At 27.8% G+C, this 19,767-nt stretch carries 14 protein-coding genes, 2 tRNA genes and 1 riboswitch; of the genes, 10 read left to right on the top strand and 6 right to left on the bottom strand.

The annotated features are described in order from the left end of the window. Positions 1-57: 57 nt before the first annotated feature. A complete protein-coding gene (gene secA / locus I2E83_RS05510; RefSeq protein WP_195428903.1) occupies positions 58-2,571 on the top strand; it encodes a preprotein translocase subunit SecA in 2,514 nt (837 codons plus the stop codon). A gap of 74 nt (positions 2,572-2,645) precedes the next feature. Continuing rightward, positions 2,646-3,747 (top strand): peptide chain release factor 2 gene (prfB, locus tag I2E83_RS05505; protein WP_195262742.1). Its coding sequence is split into 2 segments (ribosomal slippage): positions 2,646-2,723 and positions 2,725-3,747, totalling 1,101 coding nucleotides; the frame shifts between segments, so codons are not numbered across the junction. A 130-nt stretch (positions 3,748-3,877) separates the two neighbouring features. On the opposite strand, the gene I2E83_RS05500 is transcribed toward prfB, so the two are convergent. Next, complete coding sequence (locus I2E83_RS05500) at positions 3,878-5,233, bottom strand: M28 family metallopeptidase (RefSeq protein WP_195428901.1); 1,356 nt, start codon at positions 5,231-5,233, stop codon at positions 3,878-3,880. Between the two features lie 84 nt (positions 5,234-5,317). Beyond that, on the bottom strand, positions 5,318-5,659 hold the full coding sequence (locus I2E83_RS05495) for a hypothetical protein (protein WP_195428899.1): 342 nt from the start codon (positions 5,657-5,659) through the stop codon (positions 5,318-5,320). Between the two features lie 205 nt (positions 5,660-5,864). Between I2E83_RS05495 and I2E83_RS05490 the strand changes: the two genes are divergently transcribed. Next, positions 5,865-8,030 (top strand): Tex family protein, encoded by a 2,166-nt coding sequence (locus I2E83_RS05490; RefSeq protein ID WP_195262740.1) that lies wholly within the window; start codon positions 5,865-5,867, stop codon positions 8,028-8,030. A gap of 68 nt (positions 8,031-8,098) precedes the next feature. Further along, a riboswitch (FMN riboswitch) is annotated at positions 8,099-8,216 on the top strand. Positions 8,217-8,433: 217 nt separating this feature from the next. Further along, positions 8,434-9,036 (top strand): ECF transporter S component, encoded by a 603-nt coding sequence (locus I2E83_RS05485; RefSeq protein ID WP_195262739.1) that lies wholly within the window; start codon positions 8,434-8,436, stop codon positions 9,034-9,036. 41 nt (positions 9,037-9,077) lie between these two features. Here I2E83_RS05485 and I2E83_RS05480 read toward each other — a convergent pair whose 3' ends face one another. Continuing rightward, the gene (locus I2E83_RS05480; RefSeq protein ID WP_195262738.1) at positions 9,078-10,214 is read right to left on the bottom strand and encodes a GGDEF domain-containing protein; all 1,137 of its coding nucleotides are present in this window, start codon (positions 10,212-10,214) and stop codon (positions 9,078-9,080) included. Between the two features lie 363 nt (positions 10,215-10,577). On the opposite strand from I2E83_RS05480, the gene I2E83_RS05475 reads away from it, so the two are divergent. Continuing rightward, positions 10,578-11,954 carry an MATE family efflux transporter gene (locus I2E83_RS05475; protein ID WP_195262737.1) on the top strand — a complete coding sequence of 459 codons (1,377 nt, stop codon included), beginning with the start codon at positions 10,578-10,580 and terminating at the stop codon, positions 11,952-11,954. Positions 11,955-11,980: 26 nt separating this feature from the next. Here I2E83_RS05475 and rimI read toward each other — a convergent pair whose 3' ends face one another. Genes rimI through tsaE form a run of 3 tightly spaced genes read right to left on the bottom strand, consistent with a single transcriptional unit; the run spans position 11,981 to position 13,600 of the window. Further along, a complete protein-coding gene (gene rimI / locus I2E83_RS05470) occupies positions 11,981-12,442 on the bottom strand; it encodes a ribosomal protein S18-alanine N-acetyltransferase (protein ID WP_195262736.1) in 462 nt (153 codons plus the stop codon). Further along, positions 12,426-13,142, bottom strand: a complete 717-nt coding sequence (tsaB, locus tag I2E83_RS05465) for a tRNA (adenosine(37)-N6)-threonylcarbamoyltransferase complex dimerization subunit type 1 TsaB (RefSeq protein WP_195262735.1) — start codon at positions 13,140-13,142, stop codon at positions 12,426-12,428. The genes rimI and tsaB overlap by 17 nt, the downstream gene beginning before the upstream one ends. Then, a complete protein-coding gene (gene tsaE / locus I2E83_RS05460; protein ID WP_195262734.1) occupies positions 13,139-13,600 on the bottom strand; it encodes a tRNA (adenosine(37)-N6)-threonylcarbamoyltransferase complex ATPase subunit type 1 TsaE in 462 nt (153 codons plus the stop codon). The genes tsaB and tsaE overlap by 4 nt, the downstream gene beginning before the upstream one ends. A gap of 371 nt (positions 13,601-13,971) precedes the next feature. Between tsaE and I2E83_RS05455 the strand changes: the two genes are divergently transcribed. The 5 genes from I2E83_RS05455 to I2E83_RS05435 all read left to right on the top strand — a co-directional run bounded on the left by I2E83_RS05455 (position 13,972) and on the right by I2E83_RS05435 (position 19,713). After that, the gene (locus I2E83_RS05455; protein WP_195262733.1) at positions 13,972-14,850 is read left to right on the top strand and encodes a zinc ABC transporter substrate-binding protein; all 879 of its coding nucleotides are present in this window, start codon (positions 13,972-13,974) and stop codon (positions 14,848-14,850) included. A 52-nt stretch (positions 14,851-14,902) separates the two neighbouring features. Then, positions 14,903-14,978, top strand: a tRNA-Trp gene (locus tag I2E83_RS05450). A 202-nt stretch (positions 14,979-15,180) separates the two neighbouring features. Continuing rightward, positions 15,181-15,256: transfer RNA gene (locus tag I2E83_RS05445), tRNA-Trp, on the top strand. A 155-nt stretch (positions 15,257-15,411) separates the two neighbouring features. Beyond that, on the top strand, positions 15,412-18,651 hold the full coding sequence (locus tag I2E83_RS05440) for a sensor histidine kinase (RefSeq protein ID WP_195428897.1): 3,240 nt from the start codon (positions 15,412-15,414) through the stop codon (positions 18,649-18,651). Positions 18,652-18,864: 213 nt separating this feature from the next. Continuing rightward, the gene (locus I2E83_RS05435) at positions 18,865-19,713 is read left to right on the top strand and encodes a PRD domain-containing protein (protein WP_195262731.1); all 849 of its coding nucleotides are present in this window, start codon (positions 18,865-18,867) and stop codon (positions 19,711-19,713) included. The last annotated feature ends 54 nt before the right edge of the window (positions 19,714-19,767 follow it).

Genomic DNA, 19,767 nt, shown 5'->3' with positions numbered 1-19,767 from the left:
ATACATGTACATGATTAAACTAATTAATAAAATAAAACGATTGGAAGGAAAGTTATAATGGGATTTTTGGAAAAGTTATTTGGGTCATATAGTGAAAGAGAAGTTAAAAAACTACAAAAAATTGCAGATAGAATAGAAGCCTTAGATCAAACTATGCAAAGCTTATCAGATGATGAGCTTAAGGCAAAAACAGATGAATTTAAGAAAAGATTAGAAAATGGTGAAACTCTTGATGATATATTACCAGAAGCTTTTGCAGTTTGTAGAGAAGCTGCGTGGAGAGTTTTAGGTATGAAACATTATAGAGTCCAACTTATAGGTGGTATGGTTCTTCATCAAGGAAGAATTGCAGAAATGAAGACTGGTGAAGGTAAGACTTTAGTTGCAACATTGCCGTTATATTTAAATGCATTAACTGGAGAAGGAGTACATCTAGTAACAGTTAATGATTACCTAGCATCAAGAGACGTTGAATGGATGGGTAAATTATATAATTTCCTAGGATTAAGTACAGGATGTATAGTTCATGGGTTAACATCTGAGCAAAGAAGAGAAGCGTATGCTGCAGATATAACATATGGAACTAATAATGAGTTCGGTTTTGATTACTTAAGAGATAATATGGTAATTTATAAAGAAGAAAAAGTTCAAAGAAAACTAAACTTTGCAGTTGTAGATGAAGTTGACTCAATACTTATCGACGAAGCTAGAACACCACTTATTATTTCAGGAGCTGGAGAAAAATCAACTAAATTCTATAATGTTGCGGATAATTTTGTTAAGCAATTATTAGCTGAGACAGATTACACAATTGATGAAAAAGCTAATTCTGTAATGTTAACTGATTCAGGTGTAGAAAAAGCTGAAAGAGCATTTGGAATAGATAACTATGCAGATGCAGATCATTTAGAATTACAACACTATATAACTCAAGCATTAAAAGCAAACTATGGAATGAAGATAGATAAGGACTACATGGTAAAGGACGGTCAAGTAATAATAGTTGACGAATTTACTGGTAGACTTATGGAAGGTAGAAGATATTCAGATGGACTTCATCAAGCTATTGAAGCTAAGGAAGGCGTTAAAATAGAAAGAGAGTCAAAAACCCTTGCTACAATAACATTCCAAAACTATTTTAGAATGTATAATAAGTTATCAGGTATGACAGGTACAGCATTAACAGAAGAAAATGAATTTAGAGAAATCTACGCATTAGACGTTATAGTTGTTCCAACAAATAGACCTATTGCAAGAGTAGATAAAAGTGATTTAATCTATAAAAATACTAAAGGAAAGTATAATGCTATTATAGAAGAGATAATAGAATCTAATAAGAAAGGTCAACCAGTTCTAGTTGGTACAGTAAGTATAGAAAAATCAGAGTACTTATCTTCTTTACTAAAGAAAAGAGGAGTTAAGCACAAGGTACTTAATGCTAAATACCATGAACAAGAAGCTGAAATAATATCTCATGCTGGTGAGTTAGGTAGTGTTACTATTGCTACTAATATGGCTGGTAGAGGAACAGATATTAAGCTTGGAGAAGGCGTTAAAGAAGTTGGTGGACTAAAGATAATAGGTACAGAGAGACATGAATCAAGAAGAATAGATAACCAATTAAGAGGTAGATCTGGTCGTCAAGGAGATTCAGGAGAATCAGTATTCTATATTTCTTTGGAAGATGATTTAATGAGAATATTTGGATCAGAAAAGATTCAAGGATTGATGGATAAGTTAGGCTTAGAAGAAGATGAAGCTATTGATCATAAAATGGTAAGTAAAGCTATAGAAAATGCACAAAAGAAGGTTGAAGGTAATAACTTTGACATAAGAAAGAACCTTATCGGTTATGATGATGTTATGAATATGCAAAGAGAAGTTATTTATAAGCAAAGATCTGAAGTTTTAGAAGGTAAAGACTTAAGAGAGCAAATTAATGGAATGGTAAATGAAATAGTATCTGATGCGGTTAAAGCTCATTTAGATGGTTCGAATGAAAATATTGAAGAAGAAATAGGAAAGCTAATTCAATATTTAGAGGATATTTGCTTACCTCATGGAGTAGTTAAGGTTGAAGATTTAGCAGAATTATCTAATGATGAAATAATTAGTAAAGTGTTAGATATATTAATGAAAGTTTATCATGAAAAAGAAGAAGAATTTGGTGAAGAACACTTTAGAGAAGTTGAAAGAGTAATACTTCTTAGAGTAGTAGACCAAAAGTGGATGGATCATATAGATAACATGGATCACTTAAAACAAGGTATAGGGCTAAGAGCGTATAAGCAATTAGATCCAATACAAGCGTACCAAATGGAAGGTAGTGCTATGTTTGAAGAAATGATAAATGGAATAAAGATAGATACAGTTAGATTCTTATTCCATATTCAAGTTCAAAAACCTGTTGAAAGAGAAAGAGTAGCAGAAGAGACAACAGCAAGCCATGGTGGAGACGATTCAGCTGTAAAGAAGCAACCAGTTAAAAATGAACCTAAAGTAGGCAGAAATGATTTGTGTCCATGTGGAAGTGGTAAGAAGTATAAAAACTGTTGTGGAAGAGAAGTATAAAGAAGTGCCCTTTGGGCACTTTTTTAAAGCTAATAAGTTAATTTGAGTAAATTTAAAAAAGATAGGGTGATTATATGATAATTAAGTTAGAATCAGAATTAGCTAAGCTTAATGATATAAAGAAAGTTATAAAAGAAATGGGGGCTTCTCTTTGACAAAGAAGCACTTGAAAAGCAATTAAAAGAATTAGAACTTCAAATGCAAGAAAGTGGATTTTGGGAAGATATAAAAAGAGCAGAAGAAGTTACAAAAGAAAGCAAAAGAGTTAAAGATAAGATAGATCGATATGAATCATTAGTATCGAGAGTTGAAGATGTTGAGATACTATCAGAATTAATAGATGAAGAAGATGAAGAGTCTATAAATGAAGTTATAAGAGAGATAAGGTCTATAGAGAAAGATGTAGAGGAGTATAGAATAGAACTACTTTTATCAGGAGAGTATGATAGAAACGATGCTATATTAACCTTACATGCTGGAGTAGGTGGAAGTGATGCAAATGATTGGACTGAAATGCTACTTAGAATGTACACAAGATGGTGTGAAAAAAGAGGATTCAAGGTAGAAACTCTTGATTATTTAGAAGGTGATGAAGCTGGAATAAAGAGTGTAACATTAAAGGTAAAGGGTGAATTTGCATATGGATACTTAAAAGCTGAAAAGGGAGTTCATAGATTAGTAAGAATATCCCCTTTTAATGCAAATGGTAAAAGGCAAACTTCATTTGCATCAGTTGAAGTACTTCCAGAATTAACAAAAGACCAAGACATTGACATAAAAAGTGAAGATTTAAAAATAGATACTTATAGGGCAAGTGGAGCCGGTGGTCAACACGTAAATAAAACTGAATCAGCAATAAGAATAACACATATACCAACTGGAATAGTTGTTCAATGTCAAAGTGAAAGAAGTCAGTTTTCCAATAAAGATACAGCAATGGCTATGCTTAAATCTAAACTTATAGAGTTAAAAGAAAGAGCTCATAAAGAAAAAATAGAAGATTTAACAGGCGAATTAAAAGACATGGGATGGGGCAGTCAGATAAGATCATATGTGTTCCACCCATATAACATGGTTAAGGATCATAGAACTGGAGAAGAAACAGCTAACTTAAATTCAGTTATGAACGGAGAAATAGATAATTTTATTACGGCGTACTTAAAAAATAACAACTAAAAAATTTAACAAAAGTAAAGTGGGATTTATATATATCCCCTTTACTTTTAATATAGAATTAAAAAAGTAGTTACTTTATAATTTAAAGAAGTAACTACTTTTTATAATTTTAAAGAAGTAACTACTTTTATTAACTTATTTTTTTCTTTCTTATATAAGATATAAATGGTGCTGAAACTAAGAAGCCAAATATTATTGCAAATATAAATAATGAAGTTTTACCATGGAAAAATAAGGTGAGTGTTCCATAGCAAGATTCGTTTATCTTATCTTCTATAACGCTATATGCACTATTTATTGCACCAATACTTATATGATCAACAGTATCATTAGGTGTGTGAATCTTAGTCATATCACTATGACAAAAGCTTAAAGCATCTATACCTAAATTGTTAAAGCTAGCATGATCACTTGAATCTTCATAAACAACATTAGTATCTACATTATTCTTTTTAGAAATCTTTTCAACAGATTTAAGAAGTTCAGAATCGTTATCTTTATAAGAAGCTCCAAGCATTAAAGTAAGAGGATAATTATCACTACCTATCATATCAAAATTAATAACCTCAGCATCTTTTAGCTTTTCAAGATTATTTTCTGCAAAACTTTTAGAACCAAGTAATCCAAACTCTTCAGCATTTAAAGCTGCAAAAATTATATCTCTTTTAGGTGTTCCAAAGCTTGAAAGAGACCTTTGTAGCTCTAATAAAAATGCTGTTCCAGATGCATTATCTAAGGCACCGTAATAAGTGTTTTTAAGACCATCTTGACCTAAGTGATCATAATGAGCAGTTAAAACAAGAGGCGGAAGATTACTAGAAGATCCTTTTAATACACCAACTATGTTTACAAGTTCCTTTTCACAAGTTGAAAATGGTAAATTAACTGAAACAGTTAATCCAGATCTTACAGAATCTAATATTTTGTTATAAGTATCAGTAGTTATTAAAACAATCATATCATAAGGGAAATTACTCATAAATGAGCTTCTAAATGAAAAATCATTATTAGGAGCTACGTAAAATAAACAATTTCCTTCATCTGTTACAACTTCTATTGACGTTGTATAGATATTTACTTTATCATCTTCAGAAAAACTTAAACTATTAATCTTGAAGTTAATCATATCTTCTTTATAGTCAACGCCGTATTTTAAAGTTTCAACTACTTCGTCATCTAATGATATTTTAAGATAGGGAGAGCTGTTATTATTTATTGGACAGAGTGTTTTAAAGCTCTCTTTATAACTTTCATTAAGTGGAACTAATTTGTTATCCTCAAAGTTTTTTCTAATTATTTCTCCAATAAGTAAATTACCGTCACTACCAGCTAGTCTACCACCATAAGTTTCAGAAGAAAATACCGCAATATTTTCTTTTACATTATTAGCGTCAAAAGGCGAATATGTAAAATTAAAAAATATAGAAATAGATAAAAATACTATGCTAGTAACTAGCGATACAGAATAAAACAATTTTCTTTTCATAAAATATACCTCAAATAATAGTTATACTTAATACTATTACTTGAGGCATGAGATTATGAAAAAAATAAAAATAAGGATATTACTTTAGGCTTTTTTATAAACTAGTTCTATAAATCCATAAATTAGGGAACAAAGAATACATATATAAATCAGGATATTTATTTGGTTTGAAACTATTGAAAAAACGCCGCCAACTATTGATGAAAATAATATTATGCAATTTATAAACTTAGATAGCCCAGATTTATTTACGATTATTTCTTTTGTGGATGAAATAAGTATAAGTATTAATGTTAAGAAATATAATACATACTTTAAAGTAGTTGAGAATTCAATAACATAATACTCGTTTAGTATAATAAATACTATAAAAAAGATAAGAAGGATACTTATTATTTTATTAATTATCATTATAAATTTATTCATACAACCACCCATTTGTAAAAATTTTACAATTATATTATAAACTTAATTTTACATAATATCAACATTGTACTTAAAGTAAATATTAAATATTTATTTTATATATTCTATAAAATAAATTATATGGTACATAAAAGTATGATATTGTATTATAATATCATTATGTAAATTTTGGAGAAAAATTTTTATTATAGCTTAGGAGGACTTTATGGTAGATATTGTTGAAAGATTGTCATCAGAATTAGGGATAAGTATAACTCAAGTAAATAATGTAATATCATTGCTTGATGATGGAAATACTGTTCCTTTTATTTCAAGATATAGAAAAGAACAAACTGGTGCTTTAAGTGATGAAGTATTAAGAAAATTTCAAGAGAGACTTATATATCTTAGAAATTTAAAAGAAAGAAAAGAGGATGTTTTAAGACTTATAGATGAACAGGGAAAACTAAATGATGATATAGTAAAAGCCTTAGAAGCTTCAAAGACTCTAACTGAGGTGGAAGATATATATAGACCTTATAAACAAAAGAAGAGAACAAGAGCAACTATGGCATTAGAAAGGGGATTAAAGCCACTTGCAGATATTATATCAAATGGTGAGTTTAATGCTGATTTAAATAGTGAAGCACTTAGATTCGTTGATGAAGAAAAAGGAGTTAATAGTAAAGAAGATGCAATTAATGGAGCTTTAGATATAATAGCAGAAGAAATATCTGATGAAGCAAAATATAGAAAGTGGATAAGAGAATTAGTATTCAAAGAAGGAAAGATACAATCAACAGGTGAAAGTGATGAACATACACCGTTTGAAATGTACTATGATTATAGTGAGGAAATTGCTAAGATACCACCGCATAGAATTTTAGCTATAAATAGAGGAGAAAAGGAGAAGGTATTATCAGTAAAAATAGCAGTAAATGAAGATAAAATAATAAGTTATTTAGAAAATGAAATATTAAGAAATAATAACATTACTGATGAGTACTTAAAATTAGCAATAAGAGATTCTTTAAAAAGGTTAATATATCCATCTATAGAAAGAGAAGTTAGAAGCGAGCTTACCAATATAGGTGAAGAAGGTGCTATAAAAATCTTTAAGGAAAATTTAAAAGCATTATTAATGCAACCACCTATAAAGGGAAAAGTAGTTATGGGATATGATCCTGGATTTAGAACAGGATGTAAGATAGCTATATTAGACAATACTGGAAGGTTTTTAGATAAGTCAACAGTATATCCGACAGCTCCACAAAACAAAGTTAAGGAAACTAAAGACATACTAAAGGATTTAATTAAGAAGTATAATGTAGAAGTAATTTCATTAGGAAATGGAACTGCTTCAAGAGAATCAGAAGAAGTAGTATCTGAAATAATATCAGAAATAAAAAAGGAAACAGGAAAAGAAATAGCATATGTTATAGTTTCAGAGTCAGGTGCGTCTGTTTATTCAGCATCAGAGCTTGCTACTAAGGAATATCCAGATTTAGATGTTACAGTGAGAGGAGCAATATCTATAGGAAGAAGATTACAAGATCCTATGGCTGAGCTAGTTAAGATTGATCCTAAAGCTTTAGGGGTTGGCCAATATCAGCATGATGTTACACCTAAAAGACTTGATGAATCATTAAAGGGTGTTGTTGAAGATTCTGTTAATAAAGTTGGAGTAGATTTAAATACTGCAACACCATCATTACTTACTTATGTTGCTGGTATAAATTCAAGTATAGCAAATAATATAGTAAGTTATAGAGATGAAACTGGTGGATTTAAAAATAGAAAAGAGTTATTAAAGGTAAAAAGACTTGGACAAAAAGCTTATGAGCAATGTGCAGGGTTCTTAAGAGTTATGGAAAGTGATGAACCTTTAGACAACACATCAGTTCATCCAGAATCTTATGAAGCTGCCAGAAATTTAATTCAATTATTAGGATATACAAAAGAAGATTTAAAAGAAAATAAGCTTAAAGATATAGATGAAAGAGTAAAAGATAAAGGGATAGCTAATATTTCTAAAGAGTTAGAAATTGGTGAACTTACTTTATCAGATATAATAAAAGAGCTTAAAAAACCAGGGCGTGATCCAAGAGAAGAGATGCCAAAGCCTATTTTAAAGACTGGAGTAATTGATTTAAAAGATTTATCAGAAGGCATGATACTTATGGGAACAGTAAGAAATGTATCAGACTTTGGAGCCTTTGTTGATATTGGAGTCCATCAAGATGGTCTTGTTCATAAAAGCCAAATGGCTAATAGATTTGTAAAACATCCATTAGACGTTGTTAAAGTCGGCGATATAGTAAAAGTTAAAATATTAGAAGTAGACAGCAAGAGAAATAGAATATCACTATCAATGAAAGACATTACTGAATAATATATAACAATTGTTAAAAAAGATACTTGCAAAAAGGCATAGTAAGTCATATAATATGAGTATAAATAAATTATCTTCAGGGCGGGGCGTGATTCCCCACCGGCGGTATAGCCCGCGAGCTAAGTTTTAGCATGATTCGGTGAAACTCCGAGGCCGACAGTATAGTCTGGATGAAAGAAGGTAAGTGGTTAGATATTGCTTGATATTTATTTTAAGCACATCTTATTTCTTATGGATTTTGAGCCCTGATGTATTTTAATATATCAGGGCTTTTTTAGTTGTTAATATGTATTTAATTAAGAGAAGATGGGCAAATTAATAAAGCGAATTGTTAAATTAATATCATTTAAATGATATGATCTAACCCATTGCCCCAGTGGATAGACTTTTGGGAGGAGAAATAATGAATAGTCAACAAAACAGAAACCTAAACAAATTTATTAAAATTTCACTTTTAGGTGCAATAGCAGTAGTGCTTATGTACTTTGATTTTCCAATACCGTTTTTACCATTTCCATGGCTTAAAATTGATTTAAGTGATATTCCAGCACTTATGGGAGCATTTGCTTTTGGGCCTATGGCAGGTATTGCTGTAGAATTGATAAAGAATTTATTAATTCTAATAGTTAAGGGAACATCAACGTATTTTGTTGGAGAACTTGCTAATTTTATAGTAGGGGTATCTCTGGTAGCTCCAGCAGCATGGGTTTATCATAGAAATAAAAGTAGAAAAAATGCATTACTTGGAATGGCATTAGGAACATTATCAATAGAAGTTATAGGAATACTAGCAAATGTTTATTTATTATTACCTGCATTTGGAATGAATATGGTAAAAGATGAACTGATTCAATATGTTACTATAGGATTATTACCTTTTAATGGAATAAAGGCTATATTAGTATGTGGGATAACATACGTATTATATAAAAGAGTTTCTTCATCTATTTTTAAAGTAGATTCAAATTTAGATAATTCTAGAAAAAGTAAATTAAATTCAATATAAAATAATAAAGCTAACTATTATATTTTTAATAGTTAGCTTTATTATTTTATATTAGCGCTCTTTTTTAAGTATTTATTTTGATACATTTTATTATCAATGCAATTGAAAAAATCATATATGTTATCAAAATCATTAGAATAAATACAGTATGCAAAACTAAATTTAATAGTATATTTACTATGAGAATTATGAGATTCAATTAAAGAGTTTAATAAATTTAACTTAGTTTCAATCTTTTGTTCAGAGGTATTTTCTAAAATAATTATAAATTCATCGCCACCCATTCTAATAATTTTAGATTTTTTTCCAAAGGATTTATTTAATATAAGAACAAAATCCTTAAGAACATCATCACCAGCTTGATGTCCATAAGTATCATTTATAGATTTAAAGTCATCTAAATCTATATTTAGAGCACCTAGTTCAGATAGGTTGATATTAAATGTATTTACTTTAGAAATAAAGCTATTAAAATAATTTCTGTTAAAAGCTTCAGTTAAAGGGTCGGTTTCTAATAATTCTTGTTGAACTAAAATATAAGTAAATACAAGAATAGTTGTGATACTAGCCCAAAGGAATAGGCATTGGGGTATTAATAACTGTATTGCAAATGCCAATATTGGCAAAATATAAAGTATATGTAAAAACTTAATGTTATCTCTAGAGATATTATTCCTTTCTTTTATTAAAATTAAATAACTATTTATATAATAAAAGGCACAAGTTATTAATGGTGTTATAAAAAAGTTTTCATGTTGATATAAATTTGAATTACTAATAGAGAAAATTATATCGTACTTTAAATTTATAATAAGTAATATAGTATTTATTACTAGAGGGATTTCAAAATAACTTATTTTTGTTTTAGGTATAAAGATTTTTTTACTCATCCAAATAGATAAATATTTATTCCACATATATAGTGGAATTGGTGAAATTATAAATAATAGAGTATTAATTAGTTTATTAACAAATATAAATTTAAAATTTAATATATTTATACTTACAAAAATCTTTAAAATTTCTAAAACTAGTATTACAGAAATCAAAGAACATATATTTACGAATAGTTTATTAGATAATTTTTTCATATCGAGCTTTACATAACTATGAAAAATAAGCATAAGTAATGTAAAAAGGCTCATTATATTAACTTGAGTTTGTATAATCTTATCCATTTTTATTCCTTCCGATATATAGATATAATAATTACTTATAGTATATGTATGAAGGACTCTATATATTGATAAAATTATTCTAAGAATCCCAACCATATAAAACTAGTTGAAACAGTAATTAAATATGATATAATGTAAATCAGTTATGTATGAAATTAGAGAAAAATTCACTTATAATAATATAAAAATTAAAATAAATATTACGAAGTAAGAATAATATATGATCTTTTTAAAGGAATTAGCTCAACTTTAAATTTTATTTGGGCAGTTTCTTTTTTTATATAATTATAAAATGTTTCTACATATTAAGAAAATAAATTTGATTCAAAAAAGATTCAATAAAAAATAAGGAGAGGTGATTAAATGAGAACACAAGAATTACTTGCAAAAGAACCAATAGGAAAATTATTATTAAAGTATTCTGTACCAGCTATAATAGGAATGATTGTAAATGCATTATATAACGTAGTTGATAGAATTTTTATAGGGAATATACCAGGGGTAGGGTCTTTAGCTATTACTGGTGTTGGTGTAACAATGCCTATTACAACTATTATACTTGGATTTGCTATGCTTATTGGAGTAGGTGCTACAACAACTATTTCTATAAAACTTGGGCAAGGAAAGAAAGAAGAAGCAGCTAAAGTAATTGGGAATGCAATAACATTATCAGTTATTTTAGCGTTAATAATAACTGTTGTAGGACTAGTTTTTGGAGATATAATTTTAACAAAGTTTGGTGCTAGTGATGAAACTTTATATTATGCCAAAGCTTACATATATATAATTTTATTAGGAACAGTATTTAATATGGTTGCATTTACTCTAAACAATACTATAAGGGGAGATGGAAATCCTAAACTAGCAGCAACTATTATGGTAATTGGATGCATAACTAATATAATTTTAGATGCAGTATTTATATTTACATTTAATATGGGAATACAAGGTGCAGCAGTGGCTACAATAATATCTCAATTTGCAACAGCAGTTATAGGTTTAGGGTATTATATTAGTGGAAGGTCTAATTTAAGATTTGTTAAATCAAGTCTGAAGTTAGATAAACAAATAACTTTAAAAATATTGGCAATTGGAGCAGCACCATTTGCTATGCAAATAGCAGCAAGTTTAGTTCAAGTTATTGCTAATAATGTTCTTAAAGCATATGGAACTGATTTAGCTATAGGTGCTATGGCAACTATATCGTCTGTAAGTTTAATGTGTTTAATGCCTATCTTTGGAATAAATCAAGGAGCACAGCCTATAATTGGGTTTAATTATGGGGCAAAACAAGTAGAAAGAGCTCAAAAGGCATTTAAACTTTCAGCAACAGTAGCTACACTAATATTAGTAATTGCATTTATTGGAGTTCAAGCATTCCCGGAAGCTATAATAGGAGTATTCAATAAGGATCCTAAGTTTATGGATATATCAGTTAAGGGAATGAGAATATATCTACTTATGCTTCCAATAGTGGGAATATCAATAACTGGTTCAAATTACATACAATCTATAGGAGAAGCTAAAACTGCAATGTTTTTAAGTTTACTTAGACAGGTAATTTTATTGGTTCCTTTTATAATTATTCTTCCAAGAACGTTTGGATTAGGCTTAGATGGAGTGTGGATTGCCCAACCAGTAAGTGATGTATTGTCAACTGTAATAACGATTTTTATATTAGTAAAAAGTATGAAAGTTAAAGAAGAAGTTGAAGAAGAATTGCTTGGAGAAGTAAATTAATAAGAAACAGGTATAAACAGTAAAGTTTATACCTGTTTCTTATTATAAAAGTAAGTCATTAAAAGGGCATCTTCCTTATTATCTTCATAATATCCTTTTCTAAGACCATTTTCTATAAAAGAAAATTTCTTGTATAGATTTTGAGCAGAAATATTTGAAACTCTAACCTCTAGGTTTACTAGTGAACAATTTAAATCTTCACAAAGATCTATTAAACAAGAAAGTAGTTTACTTCCAATTCCAAGCTTTCTATAGTTTGGATGGACAGCTATATTCGTTATATCAGCTTCGCCGACAACTATCCAAACTCCAACAAATCCAACTATTAAATTTGTTTCTATATCTTTTGCAACTATGTACTTTGCCAAAGGATTATTTAATTCACCAGTAATAGAACTTTTGCTCCAAGGAGTAGAAAAACATAAATTTGTAATATCTAAGACACCATCAACATCATTTTCATTCATCAAGTTATAGCTTATTTTCATTTTCTAATGCTAACCTTTTTTCTAATTCTCTTTGTGCTTGAGGTTTTTTTAGATAAAAAGGAGACGAGTTTAATTCATCAGATTCATTATTTAATAATAATTTTATACCTAAATCTCCTAATGATGATGCTCTTATTATGCTAAGGTGATTAGGTGCAAAGTAGGCATTAGGGAGATTGTTTGACAAATATTCTTTATGCTTAGTTAAGCCGTCTCCAGTAAATATTACTTTTTCACCTTTTTCCTTTAGAATTTCGATTAATTCATCTAAATCAAATGCCGAATAATCCGTTAATTTTTCTAAGTTACCGTTATTATTTTTATATAGACATGTATAAACGCTGTCTCTTAAAGCATCCATTATAGGGCAAATAATACCATCAAAATTTATAAGGGAATATGCAAGGGCATCCAAGCTTGAAATGCTAATATAGGGCTTGTTTGAACCAAAGCTTAAACCTTTAACTGTAGCCATGCCTATTCTTAGTCCAGTAAATGATCCAGGGCCTTTTGATACGATAAATCCGTCTATATCATCAATTGATAGATTAGAATCTTTTAATAATTTATCGATCATGTCCATTATTAATGTAGAGTGTTCCATTTTATTATTTAATGTATATTCTGCTATTAAGTTATTTTCATCTAAAAGAGCTGCTGTTGCTACTTTAGAGGCTGAATCTATACTTAAAACTATCATAAGACTAACTCCTTTATATAATTATATTTTTCTCCATATGGAGTAATAGAAATTTTTCTGAAGTTTTCACCTCTTGATAAGTCCTTTTCTATTAATATATGTAAGTACTCTTTAGGTAAAATCTCTTCTATGTAATTTGCCCATTCAATTATAGAAACACCATCAGAAAATATATAATCATCAAATCCTATGGCATAAATTTCATCAGGATCACTTACTCTATAAACATCAAAGTGGTATAATTTTAATCTTCCTGAATCATATTCATTTACAATAGTAAATGTTGGACTCGTTATATGATCATCAATATCTAAACCTTTAGCTATTCCTTTAGTTATATGAGTTTTTCCTGTTCCTAAATCGCCAGTTAAGCAAACTATATCACCAGGGTTTAGTAATTTACCTATGGAAAAACCAATTTTTGTTGTTTCTTCAATATCATTAACATAAAAATGCATAAATAGACTCCTTTCTAAATATTCTATATTCATATATTCTATCCAAAATACGAAAAAAAAGAAAGATAAAATAATATACATAATATGGCAAATTTGGTTTATGTGTAGTAAAATAATAATATAATTGGAATTGTAATTAAGATGTAATAGAATTGTAATTTTTATTTATCAATGATAATATATTATGAAAGTATATAAGTTGTAATAAAGATTTAAAATTTAATTAAACTATAAATAATTGATAGAATTTAAAAAGAGTTAAGAAAGTATATAAAAAATTAAATAATATATGATTTTAATTTTGATATTTTACATAGATAGATATATAAATTGAAGCATATATAATTATTTGTTTCCTGGAGGAAAGATTTATGAAGAAGTTAACATATGCTTTAGTTATTTTTACTTCTCTTTTATTTTTGGGCCTAACATTTTCCTATAATCCATTAATGGCTAATCCTACTGATGAATTTGATGAGGAAAGGGATATGTTTTTAAATATATTAACAGTTAATAAAGAGCAATATAATATGACTAAAGCATTAGTTGGAAATAAACATAATGTTGAATATTTATTTAGTAATGAAAGTGATATGAAATCTTTTGAGGTTAGCGATAATGTTAAAAGTAACATATTAAATATGGATTTGTTTATATACAATGGATTGGGATACGAAACTTGGATAAATGATATAATAGATGATGCCAAAAATTCAAGCGTAGGTATTATAAATATGAGCAGAGGTATAAGAGCAATTACTACAGAATTATTTAATGAGAATAAAGAAAATCCTTATTATTTATTAGGATTTAATGAATATAAGATTGCCTTATATAATATAAAGACGGCATTACAAGAACGAGATATAATAAATAGAAATTATTATGAAGAAAATTATAATACTATTGTTGAGGAATTAGATGAATTTTTAACTAAATCAAAGGAAGAATTAAATAAGTATAAAGAGTATTATATTGTTACAGATAGTGATAAGTTTGATTATTTATTAAAAGATCTTGGAATTCAAGCGAAAAAGCTAAAGAGCAATGAAGAGGTTAAAGATATAGTAAATGAAAGTAAGGATTCTAAGATTATATTTATTCATGATAATAAATTAGGAAATTTAGATGACTTAAAAAATAAAATTGCAATAAGCTGTAATTATATAGAGTTAAATACTGAAGGTGACAATAATATATTAAAAGATAACGTTACTAAGATAATCGATAGTGTGAAAAATAAAAACTAATTTTAATAGTTGATTTTTACTGATACATAATATATAATAATTATTGTTGCAAAGGGGTATAGCTCAATTGGTAGAGTAGCGGTCTCCAAAACCGTTGGTTGTGGGTTCGATTCCTACTGCCCCTGCCAAATAAATCGGTAATGAATATTATCGATTTATTTTTTTGAAGATTTTTGTTAGTACTATAACTTAAAAAATGTATGTAGATAGGAATTGTATATTAAAAAAATATACAATTAATAATCTGAATAGTATATTAAATAATTGAAAGATAAGTAAATTATTTTATTGACAAGTATCAAAATATCATGATAAAATATGTCTTGTTGAAGGGGTATAGCTCAATTGGTAGAGTAGCGGTCTCCAAAACCGTTGGTTGTGGGTTCGATTCCTACTGCCCCTGCCAAATAAGAGAGTGTAAAAATTACACTCTCTTATTTTTTGTTGAAAAACTGTAAATAATTATGTAAATATACTATAAATTTATATAAATAGATAAGAAATTTGATATAATATATTTACTTAATTATAAGAATCTTAGAATTTTTACGAGGGATGAATATGAGAAAAAGGTCATGTAAAGTTTTGCTTATATTTATAGTAAGTATTATTTTAATAATAAATATGAGTACAATGAGTACATTTGCTATAACAAATGATGATAAAAATATAAATTTTAAAAGAATAACAGTTGAAGATGGGTTATCGCAAACATCTGTAGAGTATTTGTTTCAGGATAGTAAAGGATATATGTGGATTGGAACAGCAGATGGATTAAACAGATACAATGGAGATAAGTTTGAAGTATTTAGATATATTGAAGATAAGCCGAATAGTATAAGTGCTAACTATATTTCTGCAATAACAGAAGATTATGAAGGAAACATATGGGTTGGTACATCTATAGGATTAAATAAGATAAATACACATACAAATGAAATAACAACATATTTGCCAGAAGTAAATGGATGTAATTTATCAAATTACAATATAACAGAAATATTAGTAGATTCAAAAGGTGATATATACATAGCGACAGAAGATGGCTTAAATTTATATAATGAAGAAGATGATAATTTTATACGACTATATAATTCAGAAGATAAAAAGCATTCATTAAGTAGTCAAGTTGTATATTCGATTGTAGAGGATGTTTATGGTAGCTATTGGGTTGGAACGGATAATGGCTTAAATAAAATAACAGGTACTTCAAATGAAGGTATTAAATACTACTCTAATGGAGGAGATAACTCTATTAGTGATAATTTCATATTTAAGCTATATGCTGATAATTTGGATAATCTCTGGATTGGTACATATAATGGTGGGTTGAATAAACTTAATTTAAAAACTGATAAAATAGAAATTTTTAAAAATGATCCTAACGACGACTCTTCCATAGCAGGAAATTTTGTACGATACATATTAAGAGATAGCAAAGGTGAATTATGGATTGCAACTAATAATGGATTAAGTAGACTGATTGAGGAAGAAAATAAATTTATTAATTATAAATCTAAAGTATATGATCCACAAAGCATAGTAAGTAATAATATATTAAGTTTGTTTGAAGATAAATCTGGTGCAATTTGGGTTGGAACTTATGATGGAATAAGTTTATTTAACCCTCAAAATTCATTCAAGAATTATAAAAATGATCCTTTTAATACTAATTCATTAAGTGAAAATATGATGGCTGGAATATATGAAGATGATGAAGGCCTTTTATGGGTTGGAACAGTACATGAAGGATTAAATGTAATAGATAGAAAAAGTGGAATGATAACTAAATTTAAAAGCTCAAATGATGAAAATTCTTTAAGCAATGATTATATAAGAGATATAGTTGGGATAGAAAATGAAATTTGGATAGCAACAGAATCGGGATTAAATAAGTATGATAAACTAACAAAGAAATTTACTAGATATTATGATGAAGATAATAAAAATAGCTTAGTGTCTAATGATGTTAGAACATTATATATTGATAATGAAGGTCTATTATGGATAGGAACTAGATATGGACTATGTACTTTTGATAGAAAGAATACATTTAAATCATATAAGGACATTTTTATTAAAAATGGAATAACTGAAAATATGTTTTCAGATATAGTTCAAGATAAGGATGGGGTTATATGGATAGCTTCAGGCTTAAACGGTGGATTAATTAAAATAAATAAAAATACAAATGAGATAAAAAGTTATAGAAATGATGAAGAAGATAAACATAGCATAAGTTTTAATGCATTAAAAGCTATAGCGGTAGATAGTAAAAATAATATTTGGATAGGAAGCCAATACGGATTAAATAAATTTGATAGAAGTACAGAAAAGTTTCATAAATACACAGAAAGTTCAGGTTTATCAAATAACTTTATAAATGGTATTTTAATAGATGATTATGATAATCCGTGGATAAGTACAAATTATGGAATATCAAAATTTGATATAAAAAATGATAAATTTGTTGACTATAATGTTACAGATGGACTTCAAAGCAATGAATTTAATGGTTATTCATATTTTAAGAGCAAAAGTGGAGAAATGTTTTTTGGAGGAATAAATGGGCTAACTTGTTTTTATCCAAACCAATTGGAAGAGAAAAAGTTTTCTCCTAATGTAGTTATTGATAGTGTCTATAGTGGAGAAAAAGAAATTCTAGATATATCTAATATAAAAATAGGTTATAAGAATAGCAATATACAATTTAACTTTTTTATGCCTGATTATAGAAATGTAAGTAAAATTCAATATGCATATAAATTAGATGGATTAGATGAAAATTGGATTTTTTCTGATGATAGAAATTATGTAAGTTATACAAACCTAGATTCAGGAATATATAAATTTCAAGTTGTTGCAAGAAATTCAAGCGGAGATTGGAGTAAAGCGACCACAGTAACTTTTGAAGTTGAAATGAAACCCTGGAAAACACCATTAGCTTATGTAATATATGCTTTAATAGGCTTCTTAGCACTTTATATAATATGGAACAGGGTGAAGATATTAGATAGTTTAGTAGAGCAAAGAACTCATGAGTTAAATAATAAGTTTAAAGAAAACAAAGAGTTATATGATAAGCTAATAAAAAATGAAAAATATAAAAATAATTATTTTGTTAATTTATCTCATGAGCTTAGAACTCCACTTAATGTTATTATATCAACTCAACAATTAATAACTAAATTAAATGAAGAAGATAAGGAAATACCTAAAGAAAAGCTTTCTTATTATATGAGTACTTTGAGAAGAAATTCTGATAGGTTATTGAAGTTAATAAATAATATAATAGATACATCTAAAATTGAATCTGGATCTTATAAATTAAGAATTGAAAAATATGATATTGTTTATTTGGTAGAGGAAGTTGTTTTATCTATGAAGGATTTTGTTGAAGCAAATGGTATAGAGCTAATAATTGATCCAGAAGTAGAAGAGAAAATAATAGAGTGCGATGGTAGTGAAATAGAAAAATGTATTGTAAATCTAGTTGGAAATGCAGTTAAGTTTACACCAAGGGGTGGGAAAATAGAAGTAAGAATAATAGATTTAGGTAAGAAGGTAAAGATATCGGTTAAGGATTCTGGTATTGGAATAGAAAAAAAATATCATGATGCTATATTTGATAGATTTGGTCAAGCTTATAATGATGTATCAGAAGAACATGGAGGAAGTGGCTTAGGGTTAACAGTAACAAAGCAATTAGTTACATTACATAATGGTAAAATATTTGTCAGAAGTGCACCTGAAAAAGGTAGTGAATTTATAATAATATTACCTACTAAATATACTATGTAAAGTAGATAAATGTAATGGCGATGTTAATGAATTAAAAAAATGGATAAATATGTATAAATTTAATGGTATGCGCTTGACAGTAGTTGTTTACAATGCTATCATAATAAATAAGTAAGTAAATGGATTGTTACTGTAAAGCAGGCAATACCTAAATTAAGATAATATCTTGATTTAGGTATTTTATTTTCCAAGTGTTAGGAGAATGAAGGTAATATGGTTGTAGAAAAGATATTAAACAATAATGTTGTTGTTTCAATAGATCCAAAGACTAAGAAAGAAGTTATTCTTATGGGATCTGGGATCGCCTTCAAGAGGAAAGTAGGGCAAGAAATAGAAGAAAATAAAATAGAAAAAATATTTGTAGTAGATGATAAGCGAATGGGTAATAAACTTAAAAAGCTTATAAATCAAATACCTGATGGTATATTTGAATTATCTCATGAAATTATATCTTATGCAGATAAAGAGTTAAATAGAAATTTAGATAAACAAATATATATTTCTTTATCTGATCACATTGCATTTGCGATTAAGAGATATAAAAATAATGTTAAAATTAAAAATGATTTATTAGATGAAATAAGAAGAATACACAAAGAAGAATATAAAATAGCCCTATGGGCAGTAGATTATATAAATAATAGATTGAAAATAAATTTACCTGAAGATGAAGCTGGGTTTATTGCTTTACATCTGGTTAATGCAAGTTATCAGGAAACGGCAAAAGAATCAGTACTTGCAACTAACATAATTAAAGGTGTGTTAAACGTAATTAGATATTACTACTCAGTTGAGTTTAATGAAGAAGATTTAAACTATGATAGATTATTAACTCACCTTAAGTATTTTGCAAAGAGAGTAGTAACAAATAATCAAAATAATGATGATAGTAGCGAATTTTTGGATATAGCATCCAAAAGTTATCCGGAAGCTTATGATTGCGCTAAAAAGATACAAAAATATATAGAAAGTAATTATGATTATAAAGTAAATGAAGATGAAATAGTATATTTAACTATGCATATACACAGAGTTATCTCTGTACTGCGAAGTAATCATTAATATGTTTATTAAGACTTAAGCCTAAGAATTTAGTGCTTAAGTCTTTACTTTAAT

Origin of the sequence: Clostridium sp. D46t1_190503_E9 (assembly GCF_015555225.1) — a bacterium.
Lineage (GTDB): Bacteria > Bacillota > Clostridia > Clostridiales > Clostridiaceae > Clostridium.
Note: the sequence above shows the minus strand (reverse complement) of the source record. Positions and strands in the feature narration are given on the sequence as shown.